A 13,090-nucleotide genomic window follows, 5' to 3' on the forward strand; every position below is an offset into this window, starting at 1 on the left:
TCACTAAACTGCAGTTGACTAAACTCTAGTTTAGTAGAATCGGCACATGCCGGTTGCCAAGCCTGAACGAATCTTCGATCGCGACAGCGACTGGAACGCGCTGGTCTCGTTCGTCGAGTACGCCGAGCCGGAGCCGACCCTGGGAGTGATCAGTGGTCGGCGACGGCAGGGCAAGACCTACCTGCTCACCGCGTTGGCCGAGAGCATGGGCGGCTTCTACTTCCAGGCGGACGAGTCGACCGAGACCGAAGCGCTGCGCATGTTCGGCGCGGCACTCGCCCGCTTCACGAACGCTCCCACGCCGATCATGTTCTCCGGCTGGGACGACGCCCTGACGCACTTCTTCTCCCTGGCGGCGGACCGGCCCATCCCGCTGATCATCGACGAGTTCCCGCTCCTGATGAAGGCGAGCCCCGCACTGCCTTCGATCGTGCAGCGTCACCTCGACACGTACTGGCACGTCAGCCGTGAACGGTGCTTCGCCCGTGTCCTGCTCTGTGGGTCGGCGATGTCGGTGATGGGCGGTCTGCTCTCCGGGCAGGCCCCGCTCCGGGGGCGTGCCGGACTCGAACTGGTCGTCAAGCCGTTGCGCTACCGGTCCGCCGCCGCGTTCTGGGGAGCGGACGACCCGACGCTCGCCGCCCTTCTCCATGCCGTCGTCGGCGGCACGCCCGCCTACCGGCGCCAGTTCGTCCGCAACGACGCCCCCGATGGACCGGGCGACTTCGACGACTGGGTGCGTCGCACGGTTCTCAACCCCCAGACGCCGCTGTTCCGCGAGGCGCGGTATCTCCTCGCGGAGGAGATGGGAGCGCGGGACTCGGGCCTCTACCACTCGGTTCTCGGTGCCATCGCCGCTGAAAACTCCACCAATGGTGGGATAGCCGCTTATGTGGGACGCAAGTCCGCGGAGATCGCTCACCCGCTCAACGTGCTTGAGGACTGTCAGCTGATCGTGAAGGATCACGACGCCCTCAAGAGCGGTAAGCCCGTCTATCGGATAGCGGAACCCCTCATCACCTTCTACCAGGCGGTGATGAGGCCGCAGTGGGCCGCTCTCGAACTCGGGGAGGCCGAGCGGGTGTGGCGGGGTTCGCGGCCGAGGTTCCTGTCCCAGGTCGTCGGCCCCGATTTCGAACAGACATGCCGCGACTGGGCGATTCTGGCTGATGACGCCTTCGACGAGCCACCCGGAGAGGTGGGCTCCACTCTCGTCGTCGACCACGCGAAGCGGGAGAACAACAAGATCCAACTTGATGTGGTGGCGGTGTCGCCTTCGTTGCTCGGCGAGAAGCGGCGGGTCCTGTCGATCGGTGAGGTGAAGTGGGACAGGGTGATGGGGCTCGGGCACCTGGAGAGGCTGCGTCGCGCCCGTGAGGTGCTCGCGGCACAGGGGCACAGGGTGGAGGAGGCGAAACTGGCCTGCTACAGCGGGGCGGGGTTCGACGCCGATCTCACCGCCGCCGCCCGCCGGGACGACCGCGTCCTCCTGGTGGACCTTCCCGCGCTGTACGGCTGACGCCGGGCGCGCTGATCGGCTCACTCGTTCGATCGGCACCCGGAAGCGGCCCCGATCACTGAAGTACGGTTCGCTGAACCGTACTTCAGTGTCCTGCTTCCCGAGGGAAGTCATCGAGGGCCGTCCTCCCGGACCATGAACGAGATCCAGAGGTCCATGTCTCCCTCGCCGGAGGAACGCGTGGCGAGGTGACGTCCGAGGCGGTCAGCCGCTCTCCGTCGTACGGCTGACGCCGAAGAGCGGCAGGCAGGGCTCCAGTCCGTGGATCTCGACGTCGTCCCGGGCGGTCCAGGCGTCGCGGGCCAGCCGCAGCCGGAGGAGCTCGGCGGGCTCACCCCTGCGGCTGCGGATCTCCACGCCGTCGGGGGCGTAGCCGAGCCTGCGGGAGACCCCGAGCGAGGCGTGGTTGTCGGCGAACGCGCCCGAGACGGCGTGGCGGGCACCGAGACCCGCGAAGGCCAGGTGCAGTACGGCGGCGCGCATCTCGGTGCCGATGCCCCGCCCCTGGAACCGGCGGCCGATCCACGAACCGGTCTCGGCCTGCCGGGTGACGGCGAAGTCGGAGGCCCAGACCTCCTGGGTGCCGGCGACCTCCCCGTCCACGACGGTGACGAAGGCGCAGGCCCACTTCTCCGGGGACCAGTCGCCCCACTGCCGGAAGTGGTAGGAGACGCTCCTCCGCGCCCGCTCGGCGGGCTCGGCGTCGGTCCACGGGAACAGGAACGGCATGGCGTCGGGGTCGTGGACGCCTTCGGCGGCGAGGTCGGCCAGGGCGTCGAGGTCGTCGAGGGACGGGAGTCGCAGCTCCAGGCGAGGGGTGGTCACCCGCAGTCCGAAAACAGGCCAGTTGCGCATCTCCCGATGGTGTCAACCCGGGCGGACGGCGCTCCACCCGTTTTCGGCGGACCTCCGGTGATGCGCGAACCCCGCGAAGACGCCCTCCAGGGGCTCTACCATGGGGGGAGGGCGGGGTTTCCCCTCGCCGCCCGGATCGCACGAGGCGCCCCCGGTATCCGGCCGGACCGTTCCGGCGGCCCGCCGGAGCATCGACGCCACGTTGACGTTTCCTGGCTTTTCGGGTGATATGCAGGGCGGCGGCATATTCCGGTCAACGGGGACCGGGACAGCGGCCGCTGGAGGTGTTGTGCCGCGGGCCACGCCCGGTGGGCGGAGTTTCGGTGAGCGGGGGGGCGCGGTGTCGCCGCCTCATCCAGGCCACCCTGTGCGATGCTGGCCTCACCGCCCGCATCCGGCGGGGACCGTCCCTCCCGCACCACGGGACCGCCGGTCCCGCGCAGGCGACGGCGGCTTCCGCGCCGACGGCGGCGGGGAGCCGCGGGGCCCACGACGCACCCTGCCACGGCGACCGGCGGCGACCGGTCATCCGCCGCGACGGTCACGCCGGTCCTTTCGCCCGTTCCGCCGCGGGGACACCGCGCCGCACTCCGCCTCCGCTCCCGTCCGCGCCGGGCGCGGGCCGTCCGGGGGCGAGGTGCCACGGTGTGGGCCGTGCGGGCGCGGGCCGTACGGCGGGAGACCCGCCGCCGGGAGATCCGCGGCTTCCGTATTACTTCCTCCGCCCCTGGGAACTACGGATTAAGCCGTAGATCCCTCCAACTATGAAAAATCCCTCACAAAGGAGTGAGAGCGACATGCCGCTCAACGAGGCCAAGGACGAGCTACTCAGGGGTGCCGCCGAGATGTGCGCGCACACGCCGGGTAGCGAGCACGTGGGCACCGAGGAGGCCCTCGCCTATCTGCGGCTGTACTACCGGCATGTCGCCCCCGAGGACCTGCTGAGCCGCGACCCGGTCGACGTCTACGGCCCGGCCATGGCCCAGCGGCAGCTCGCCGAGCGGCGCCCCCAGGGCCGCGCCCTGGTGCGGGCCTACAACCCCACGCTGGAGGAGCACGGCTGGGACCCCGGATACTCGGTCATCGAGGTGGTCACCGATGACATGCCCTTCCTGGTCGACTCGGTGACGATGGAGCTCGACCGCCACGAGATCGGCGTCCACCTGGTCGTCCACCCCCAGATGCGGGTGCGCAGGGACATGACCGGCAGGCTGCTCGGCCGCGGCGAGGACGACACGACGGGACAGATGCTCGTCGAGTCCTGGATGCACTTCGAGGTCGACCGCCAGGCCGACGCCGCGACCCTCAGGGTGATCGAGGAGGACCTGGAGCGGATCCTGTCCGACGTGCGCTTCGCCGTCGAGGACTTCGTCAAGATGCGGGCCCTGGCCGTACAGACCGCCGAGGACGTCTCGCTCAACCCGCCGCCGCTGGAGCCGGCCGAGGCCGAGGACAGCCTGGAACTGATGCGCTGGCTGGCCGACGGCCACTTCACGTTCCTCGGCTACCGCGAGTACCGCCTGGAGGAGGGCGAGGACGGCGACAGCCTGCGCCAGGTTCCCGGCACCGGCCTCGGCATCCTGCGCCACGACAAGGCGGGCTCGGAGAGCTTCGCCGCCCTCAGCCCCGAGCTGCGCGCGAAGGCCCGCGACCGGCAGCAGCTGATGATCATCACCAAGGCCAACACCCGCGCCACCGTGCACCGCCCGGCCTACCTCGACTACGTCGGCGTCAAGATGTTCGACGCCGCCGGGGAGGTCGTCGGCGAACGGCGCTTCCTCGGCCTGTTCACCCACGTGGCCTACAGCGAGTCGATCTCCCGCATCCCGGTGCTCCGCCGCAAGCTGGCCGAAGTCCTGGACCTGGCGGGGTTCGCCGCCGACAGCCACGACGGCAAGGACCTCATCGAGATCCTGGAGACCTTCCCCCGCGACGAGCTCTTCCAGACCTCGGTGGAGCAGCTGCTGCCCATCGCGCTCGGCGTGCTCAGGCTCCGCGAGCGCAAGCAGGTCAGGCTCTTCCTGCGCCCCGACGACTACGGCCGCTACATCTCCTGCCTGATCTACCTGCCGCGCGACCGCTACACCACCAAGATCCGCGTCAAGCTGCAGAACCTCCTGCTCAAGGCGATCGGCGGCACCTCGCTCGACTACAGCGCCATGATCGGCGAATCGGCCCTGGCCCGGCTGCACGTGGTGGTGCGCGGCGAGCGCGGCCGGCCGCTGAGCGCCGACGCGGTGAACGTCGAGGAGCTGGAGGCCAAGCTGGCCGCGGCCACCCGCTCCTGGGACGACGACCTCGCCTCCGCGATCGTCGAGCTGAGCTCCGAGGAGGAGGCCCCCGCCCTCGTGCGCCGCTACGCCACGGCGTTCCCCGAGGGGTACAAGGCCGACTTCCCGCCGCGGATGGCCGTCGCCGACCTGCGCCGCCTGGAGGAGCTCGCGGAGTCGTCCGACGAGCTCGGGATGAACCTCTACGAGCCCTACGACGCGGCCGAGGGCGAGCGCCGGTTCAAGATCTACCGGATCGGCGCTCCCGTCTCCCTGTCGCAGGTGCTGCCGCTGCTGCAGCGGATGGGCGTCGAGGTGGTCGACGAGCGGCCGTACGAGATCGACCGCGACAACGACCCCGACACCAAGGACGCCTGGATCTACGACTTCGGCCTGCGCTACACCCCCTCGCAGGAGGTGGACCGCGACGAGTTCAAGCGGCTGTTCCAGGACGCGTTCGAGGCGCTGTGGCACGGCCGGGTGGAGAGCGACGGCTTCAACGCGCTGGTCCTGGCCGCCGGCCTGACCTGGCGGCAGGCCGAGATCCTGCGGGTCTACGCCAAGTACCTCCGCCAGGCCGGCACGACCTTCAGCCAGCACTACATCGAGCAGGTCCTGCTCGGCAACGTCCGCGTGGCCCGGCTGCTGGTCCGCTACTTCGAGGCCAGGCTCGACCCCCGCCGCGCCGAGGACGTCCGCGCCGAGCTGCAGGACGCGCTGCACGAGGAGATCCTCGGCGCCCTGGAGGACGTCGCCTCCCTGGACGAGGACCGCATCCTGCGCGCCTACCTGGAGATGATCGGCGCAACCCTGCGGACCAACTGCTTCCAGACCGTGGACGGCGAGCGCAAGCCGTACATCAGTCTCAAGCTGGACTCGCCGTCGATCAGCGTGCTGCCGCTGCCCCGGCCGAGGTTCGAGGTGTTCGTCTACTCGCCGCGGGTGGAGGGCGTGCACCTGCGCTTCGGCAAGGTCGCGCGCGGCGGCCTGCGCTGGTCGGACCGGATGGAGGACTTCCGCACCGAGGTGCTGGGCCTGGTCAAGGCGCAGATGGTGAAGAACACCGTCATCGTCCCCACCGGTTCCAAGGGCGGCTTCGTCGTGAAGAACCCGCCGAGGTCGGGCAACCGGGAGGAGGTCCTGGCCGAGGGCGTCGCCTGCTACCGGATGTTCATCTCCGGCCTGCTGGACATCACCGACAACCTCGTCGACGGCCGGGTCGTCCCGCCCGCCGACGTGGTCCGGCACGACGAGGACGACACCTACCTGGTGGTCGCCGCCGACAAGGGCACCGCGACGTTCTCCGACATCGCCAACGAGGTCGCCAAGGACTACGGCTTCTGGCTGGGCGACGCCTTCGCCTCCGGAGGCTCGGTCGGCTACGACCACAAGGCCATGGGCATCACCGCCCGGGGCGCCTGGGAGTCGGTCAAGTACCACTTCCGCACCATCGGCGTGGACGTGCAGAGCACCGACTTCACCGTGGCCGGCATCGGCGACATGTCCGGCGACGTGTTCGGCAACGGCATGCTGCTGTCCCAGCACATCCGGCTGGTCGCCGCCTTCGACCACCGGCACGTCTTCGTCGACCCCGACCCGGACGCGGCCCGCGGCTACGCCGAGCGCGCCCGGCTGTTCGCGCTGCCCCGCAGCTCCTGGGCCGACTACGACACCTCGCTCATCTCCAAGGGTGGCGGCGTCTGGCCCCGTACGGCCAAGTCGATCCCGGTCTCCCCGCAGATGCGCGCCGCGCTCGGCCTGGCCGACGAGGTGACCTCGCTGGCGCCCAACGACCTGATCAGCGCCATCCTGCGGGCCCCGGTGGACCTGCTGTGGAACGGCGGGATCGGCACCTACGTCAAGGCGTCGAGCGAGTCCCACGCCGACGTCGGCGACAAGGCCAGCGACGCGCTGCGGGTCGACGCCGCCGAGCTGCGCTGCAAGGTGGTCGGAGAGGGCGGCAACCTCGGCTTCACCCAGCTCGCCCGGATCGAGTTCGCGCTCAACGGCGGGCTGGTCAACACCGACTTCATCGACAACTCCGCCGGCGTGGACACCTCCGACTACGAGGTGAACATCAAGATCCTGCTGGACCGCGCGGTCCGCGACGGCGAGCTGACCGACAGACAGCGCGACCAGATCTTCCTCGACATGACCGACGAGGTCGCCGACCTGGTCCTGCGGGACAACTACGACCAGAACGTGGTGCTGGCCGCCGCCCGCGCCCAGGCGCCGGAGATGCTGCACATCCACGCGCGCCAGCTCCGCAGGCTGGAGCGGGCCGGGCTGCTCAACCGGGAGCTGGAGTTCCTGCCCTCGGACAAGACGATCGCCGAGCGGCGCCAGGCCGGGCTCGGGCTCAGCGCGCCGGAGTTCTCGGTGCTGCTGTCCTACACCAAGCTGGTGACGGACGCCGAGATCCTCGCCTCCGACCTGCCCGACGACCCCTACCTGGCCTCCTGGCTGGTGTCCTACTTCCCGTCGGCGCTGCGCGAGCGGATGCGCCCCCACATGGACGCCCACCCGCTGCGCCGGGAGATCATCACCACCTGCGTGGTGAACGACATGATCAACTCCAGTGGGACCACCTTCATGTTCCGGCTGGGGGAGGAGAGCGGCGCGTCCGCCCCCGACATCACCCGCGCCTACCTCGTCACCCGCGAGGTGTTCGACCTGCCCAGCTTCTGGCGGCAGGTCGAGGAGCTGGACAACAAGGTGGACACCGCCACGCAGATCGCCATGGAGCTGGAGGCGCGCAAGCTGGCCGAGCGCGGCACCCGCTGGCTGCTCGGCAACCGCCGGGCGCCGCTCGACCTGGCCTCCACGGCCGACTTCTTCGCCAAGGGCATGAACGGCCTGCTGCCGCACCTGCCCAAGCTGCTGACCGGCTCGGACCTGGCGGCGTTCGAGGAGCGCCGCGACTCCTTCGTCGCCCGGGGCGTCCCCGGGGAGCTGGCCGAGCGGGTCGCGTCGATGGTCCCGGCCTACTCGACGTTCGACCTGGTGGAGGTCGCCTCACAGCTCGGCCGCCCGGTCGGCGAGGTGGCCGAGGTCTACTTCGACCTGGCCGACCGACTCCAGCTGGCCGGGCTGCGCGAGCGCGTCATCGCGCTGCCGCGGGACAACCGGTGGAACTCCATGGCACGGGCCGCGCTGCGCGACGACCTCTACGCCGCGCACGCCTCCCTCACCCGCGACGTCCTGGCCCACAGCTCGCCGGGCCTGTCGCCGGAGGAGCGCCTGGCCCGCTGGACCGAGGCGAACGCGGCGGCGGTGGCCCGTGCCCGGCAGACCCTGTCGGAGATCTGGGAGAGCGACAACTTCGACCTGGCGACGCTGTCGGTGGCGCTGCGCGCGATCCGCGCGCTGGTGGCCACGGTCAACCTGCCGGTCCGCGAGGCGTGACCCCGTAGGGGCCCCGGTGACCGGCCGGTCACCGGGGCCCCTCGGCGGGTCATGTGGGGGCCGGGCAGGTCAGGCGGGTCAGGTGCCGAAGACCTTGGTGACGGAGCCGAGATAGGCGATGATCCGCGCCGGGGCGTGGGCGTTGCGGCGCGGGACGACGCTGACGTAGGGCTGCGTCTCCGCGATCCGCAGCTCCTTGACCACCGTTTTCGGGCCGGAGTACAGCGGCTCCAGGTGCTCCGGCACCCTGATCATCGCGCAGGGCGGGACCTTGTTCGTCAGGGTGTCGGTCCTGATCAGCGCGTACATGACCATGGCCCCGCCGTCGGCTGTGCGCAGGGCGCGCACCGGGTAGCCGCTCGCGCCGAAGATCGAGTCGTAGCCCTGGCAGTCGTCCTTCTTGTACTTCGCCCGCTCGGCCGCGATCTCCTCGGCGTAGCCGGTGGTGCGCCGGCCCTTCTCGACCAGTCCGGCCGCGATCCCCCGGGTGCCCTGCTCCGCCGCGGTCGCGTGCAGCGGCGGCATCAGCCGCGGGCTGATCTCCACCGACCGGTCGTCCTGGTCGAGCGCGGTGGCGTAGCCCTCGGCGTCCTCGGCGATCTCCGGGACCCGCTCGCCCGGCTCCAGCAGCGCGGTGGAGCTCACGCACCACCTGTCGTCGCGCTCGGTCAGGGTCAGCACGGCGGTGCGGGAGCCGCCCGCGGAGTCCTCGTTGCTCACCACCGCGGCGAACCAGTAGGGCGCCCGCTGGACGCGGGGGACCAGCAGCCGCGGCCGGCCCCAGGTGCGGTGGGGCGGCGCGTCCCGGGAGACCTTGAAAGCGGCGAAGGTGATGTCGTACTGCGCGTCGCAGGTCTGGGCCAGCGCGTTCCTGCGGTCGGCGCTCAGGTGCGGCGTGGCGCCGTTCAGCACGCCCTCGACGGCCAGGACGCCCTCCAGGGCCTCGTCCGCCTCCGCGAGCGTGACCGGCGGAGCGGCCAGGGCCGCGGGGGTGGAGGTCGAGCCGGGCGGCATCCCGCCCTTGAGCGGCGTCTGGTCGCCGGGGCCCGAGCAGGCCGCGGCGCAGGTCACCAGCGCGAGGGCGAGCGCGAGCGGCCCGCGTCTCCGATGTGCTCGCACTGCCGGCCTCCTCGTGGTCCCCTCGCGCGCCCATGCTAGCCACCGGCGGGACGCGAGCCGTACCCAACGGGGTTCGGCGGTCGCGTACCCTTTACAGACGTGGCAGTCATCGATCCGGCCGAAGAGATCAACGAGCTTACCGGCACGCTCGCCAGCATCCAGGACGTCCTCGACCTCGGCGTGATGCGCAAGCAGATCGAGGAGCTCGGGGAGCAGGCAGCCGCGCCCGACCTGTGGAACGACCAGGAGCGGGCCCAGCAGGTCACCAGCAGGCTCTCCTACCTCCAGGGCGAGGTCAACAGGATCGAGTCGCTGGGGCGCCGCCTGGAGGACCTGGGGGTCCTGTACGAGCTCGCCGCCGCCGAGGACGACGAGGAGACCCGCGTCGAGGCCGACCGCGAGCTGGAGTCGCTCAGGAGCGACGTCGGAGCCCTGGAGGTGCGCACCCTCCTGTCGGGCGAGTACGACGCCCGCGAGGCCGTCGTCACGATCAACTCCCAGGCCGGCGGCGTCGACGCCGCCGACTGGGCGCAGATGCTCCTGCGGATGTACCTCCGCTGGGCCGAGCGCAAGGGCTACCCGACGGAGGTCTACGAGACCTCCTACGCCGAGGAGGCCGGTATCAAGTCGGCCACCTTCACCGTCAAGGCCCCCTACGCCTACGGCACGCTCCGCGGCGAGCACGGCACCCACCGCCTGGTGCGGATCAGCCCGTTCGACAACCAGGGCCGCCGCCAGACCTCCTTCGCCGGCGTGGACGTGGTGCCGGTCGTCGAGACGACCGACCACATCGACATCAACGAGGACGACCTGCGCGTCGACGTCTACCGCTCCTCGGGGCCCGGCGGCCAGGGCGTCAACACCACCGACTCGGCGGTCCGCCTGACCCACCTGCCCACCGGGATCGTCGTCTCCTGCCAGAACGAGCGTTCGCAGCTGCAGAACAAGGCCACCGCCATGGCGGTCCTGCAGTCGAAGCTCCTGGAGCGCAAGCGGCAGGAGGAGGCCGCGGCGCTGAGTGAGATCCGGGGTGAGGCCACCACGTCGTGGGGCACCCAGATCCGCAACTACGTGCTGCACCCCTACCAGATCGTCAAGGACCTCCGTACGGGCTCGGAGGCCGGCAATCCGGCCGCGGTGCTCGACGGCGACCTCGACCAGTTCATCGAGGCGGAGATCCGCTGGACGCGCCGCCAGGAGGCGGGCGCCGAGTGACGGCCGGGTGACGCCGGGCGTCGGGCGACGCCGCCGGGCGTCCGGGCGGGACCGCCGTACGGCGGGGCGCCTGGGCGCCGTCCGGCGCCCGTCGGGGGCCTTCTCAGGTCCCCGTGAGGTGGTTCAGGGCCAGGGACAGCAGGAGCAGCGCGACCAGCGCCAGCAGCACCAGCGTGGCCGCCGTGCCGTCCAGGCCGTGGTGGTGCATCCGCTCGCGGGCGGCGCGGCACTGAGGACAGCGGCCCTCGGCGACAGGGTGCGCGCACCGCGCGCAGACCAAGTCCTCACAGCTCATACGTCCTCCTTCTAGCCTTCAGAACCACTTTATGCGGTCGTTACCGGGCGGCCGAATCGTTTTGTTTCCGTTATGGACTTTCCAGGCCGGTCTTCCCTCTAGACTGGGCTCCGCCCACCGGAACGTCGATCGTCGGTAAAGACCGGCGCCCCCCGGCCGGCGAGAGGCGAAGGCGAAGCTCCGCCACTACCTCGACCGTCCTACCCCCTAGACTGGCATGCCGTGATGCGCCCGTGATCCATTTTGATAATGTCACCAAGGTCTACGCGAACCAGAACCGGCCCGCGTTGGACCACGTCAGCGTCGATGTCGACAAGGGTGAGTTCGTGTTCCTCGTCGGCCCCTCCGGGTCGGGGAAGTCCACCTTCCTGCGCCTTGTCCTCAAGGAGGAGCGCCCCGACTCCGGGGTGATCCAGGTGGCCGGCAAGGATCTCGCCCGGCTGTCCAACTTCAAGGTGCCGCACCTGCGGCGCCGGATCGGCTGCGTGTTCCAGGACTTCCGGCTCCTCCCCAACAAGAACGTGTACGAGAACGTCGCGTTCGCCCTGGAGGTGATCGGCAAGCCGCGGCGGTTCATCCGCAAGGTCGTGCCCGAGGTCGTCGAGCTCGTCGGCCTGGAGGGCAAGGCCCACCGGATGCCCGACGAGCTTTCCGGTGGTGAGCAGCAGCGGGTCGCGATGGCCCGCGCGTTCGTCAACCGGCCGATGATCCTCCTGGCCGACGAGCCCACCGGCAACATCGACCCGGCCACGAGCATCGGCATCATGAAGGTGCTCGACCGCATCAACCGGACGGGCACCACCGTCGTCATGGCCACGCACGACGCGGCCATCGTCGACTCCATGCGCAAACGCGTAGTGGAACTGGAGGACGGCAAGATCGTCCGAGACCAGTCGCGTGGCGTTTACGGCCAGGCGTACTGACACACCAGTACCGGCAGCAGCGACAGGAAGAGCATGCGGGCAAACTTCATCTTCTCCGAGGTCTGGATCGGCCTCCGGCGTAACCTCACGATGACCGTCGCGGTGATCGTGACAGTGGCGATCGGCATGGCCCTGCTGGGCGTCGGCCTGATGATCAACTCCCAGATCTCCACCATGAAGGACTTCTGGTCGGACAGGGTCGAGGTCTCGGCCTTCCTGTGCAAGAAGAACGACCCCTTCCCGCAGTGCAAGGGCAGCGGCGGGGTGAACGCCCAGGAACAGGCGGCCCTCAAGCAGCGGATCGAGTCGCTGCCCCAGGTGGAGTCGGTCTCCTTCGAGGACGCCGCCCACGCCTACGAGGTCTTCAAGTCGCAGAACGCCGGCAACACCGTGCTGCTCTCGGCGATCCGGGCCGAGGACATGCCGGAGTCGTTCCGGGTGAAGCTCAAGGACCCCGACACCTACCCCGCGGTGATCGAGCAGCTCAAGGGGGCCCCCGGCGTCTCCAACGTGGTGAACCAGAAGGAGCTCCTGGAGAAGTTCTTCGCCCTCCTGGAGAGCCTGCGCTGGGCCGCCCTGGTGATCGCCATCATCCTGGTCTTCGCGGCCACGCTGCTGATCGGCAACACCGTCCGGCTGTCGGCCTACAACCGCAGGCGCGAGACCGGGATCATGCGGCTGGTGGGCGCCTCCAACATCTACATCCAGCTCCCGTTCGTCATGGAGGGCGTCATCGCCGGCCTGATCGGCGGTGTGATGTCCGGGGTGCTGCTGATCGTCAGCAAGGTGTTCCTCTTCGACAAGGTGCAGGTCTACCTCGCCAACACCGTGCTCACCTGGGAGAAGGTGACCTCGGTCATCCTCCTCACCCTGGTCATCGGTGTGGTGATCTGTATCCTGGCGTCGTTCGTCACGCTCCGCCGCTACCTGCGGGTATGACGCCGCGATGACCCCCGCGCCGGACATGCGCGCGATCTCGGGCGCGGTACGCCGTCCCGGTCACCGGTAGGCTCGAAGGCATGCCACGTGAGACCGGGCGGAAGGTCATCGCCCAGAACAAGCGTGCCTGGCACGACTACCACATCGAGGAGACCTACGAGGCGGGCCTCGTGCTGCAGGGCACCGAGGTCAAGTCGCTCCGCCTGGGGCGGGCGTCCCTCGTCGACGGGTACGCCACGATCAAGGACGGCGAGGCCTGGCTGATCAACGTCCACATCCCCGAGTACACGATGGGGACGTGGACCAACCATGCGGCGCGCCGTACCCGGAAGCTGCTGCTCCACCGCAAGGAGCTCGACAAGCTGGCCTCCAAGACCAAGGAGGGCGGTCTCACACTGGTGCCGCTCGCCCTGTACTTCAAGGACGGCAAGGCCAAGATCGAGATCGGCCTCGCGAAGGGCAAGAAGGACTGGGACAAGCGGCAGACGCTGGCCGAGCAGCAGGCCAAGCGGGAGATGGCGCGCGCGGTCCGGTACAGGAACAGGTAACC

At 69.9% G+C, this 13,090-nt stretch carries 9 protein-coding genes; 6 read left to right on the forward strand and 3 right to left on the reverse strand.

Annotation, left to right across the window (positions count from 1 at the left end; all coding sequences use genetic code 11):
* Positions 1 to 46 precede the first annotated feature (46 nt).
* On the forward strand, positions 47 to 1,519 hold the full coding sequence (locus ACFYSC_RS09260) for an ATP-binding protein (protein WP_389958891.1): 1,473 nt from the start codon (positions 47 to 49) through the stop codon (positions 1,517 to 1,519).
* Positions 1,520 to 1,723: 204 nt separating this feature from the next.
* Here the strand turns inward: ACFYSC_RS09260 and ACFYSC_RS09265 are convergent, their stop codons facing one another.
* A complete protein-coding gene (locus tag ACFYSC_RS09265) occupies positions 1,724 to 2,374 on the reverse strand; it encodes a GNAT family N-acetyltransferase (protein WP_389958894.1) in 651 nt (216 codons plus the stop codon).
* A 797-nt stretch (positions 2,375 to 3,171) separates the two neighbouring features.
* Here ACFYSC_RS09265 and ACFYSC_RS09270 point away from each other — a divergent pair.
* Entirely contained in the window at positions 3,172 to 8,049 is a 4,878-nt protein-coding gene (locus ACFYSC_RS09270; RefSeq protein WP_389958897.1) for an NAD-glutamate dehydrogenase, read from the forward strand.
* A gap of 78 nt (positions 8,050 to 8,127) precedes the next feature.
* Here the strand turns inward: ACFYSC_RS09270 and ACFYSC_RS09275 are convergent, their stop codons facing one another.
* Entirely contained in the window at positions 8,128 to 9,168 is a 1,041-nt protein-coding gene (locus ACFYSC_RS09275) for a hypothetical protein (protein ID WP_389958899.1), read from the reverse strand.
* Between the two features lie 99 nt (positions 9,169 to 9,267).
* Here ACFYSC_RS09275 and prfB point away from each other — a divergent pair, with 99 nt between their 5' ends.
* Entirely contained in the window at positions 9,268 to 10,383 is a 1,116-nt protein-coding gene (prfB, locus tag ACFYSC_RS09280; RefSeq protein ID WP_389958902.1) for a peptide chain release factor 2, read from the forward strand.
* A 103-nt stretch (positions 10,384 to 10,486) separates the two neighbouring features.
* Here the strand turns inward: prfB and ACFYSC_RS09285 are convergent, their stop codons facing one another.
* Positions 10,487 to 10,678, reverse strand: a complete 192-nt coding sequence (locus ACFYSC_RS09285) for a hypothetical protein (protein WP_389958904.1) — start codon at positions 10,676 to 10,678, stop codon at positions 10,487 to 10,489.
* A 233-nt stretch (positions 10,679 to 10,911) separates the two neighbouring features.
* Here ACFYSC_RS09285 and ftsE point away from each other — a divergent pair, with 233 nt between their 5' ends.
* The 3 genes from ftsE (at position 10,912) to smpB (ending at position 13,088) form a co-directional block, all read left to right on the forward strand.
* The gene (gene ftsE, locus ACFYSC_RS09290) at positions 10,912 to 11,601 is read left to right on the forward strand and encodes a cell division ATP-binding protein FtsE (RefSeq protein WP_389958906.1); all 690 of its coding nucleotides are present in this window, start codon (positions 10,912 to 10,914) and stop codon (positions 11,599 to 11,601) included.
* A 33-nt stretch (positions 11,602 to 11,634) separates the two neighbouring features.
* Positions 11,635 to 12,540, forward strand: a complete 906-nt coding sequence (gene ftsX / locus ACFYSC_RS09295) for a permease-like cell division protein FtsX (RefSeq protein WP_362929233.1) — start codon at positions 11,635 to 11,637, stop codon at positions 12,538 to 12,540.
* An 80-nt stretch (positions 12,541 to 12,620) separates the two neighbouring features.
* Positions 12,621 to 13,088 (forward strand): SsrA-binding protein SmpB, encoded by a 468-nt coding sequence (gene smpB, locus ACFYSC_RS09300; protein WP_362929235.1) that lies wholly within the window; start codon positions 12,621 to 12,623, stop codon positions 13,086 to 13,088.
* Positions 13,089 to 13,090 lie beyond the last annotated feature (2 nt).

It is taken from the genome of Streptosporangium sp. NPDC004379, assembly GCF_042873875.1.
GTDB lineage: Bacteria > Actinomycetota > Actinomycetes > Streptosporangiales > Streptosporangiaceae > Streptosporangium.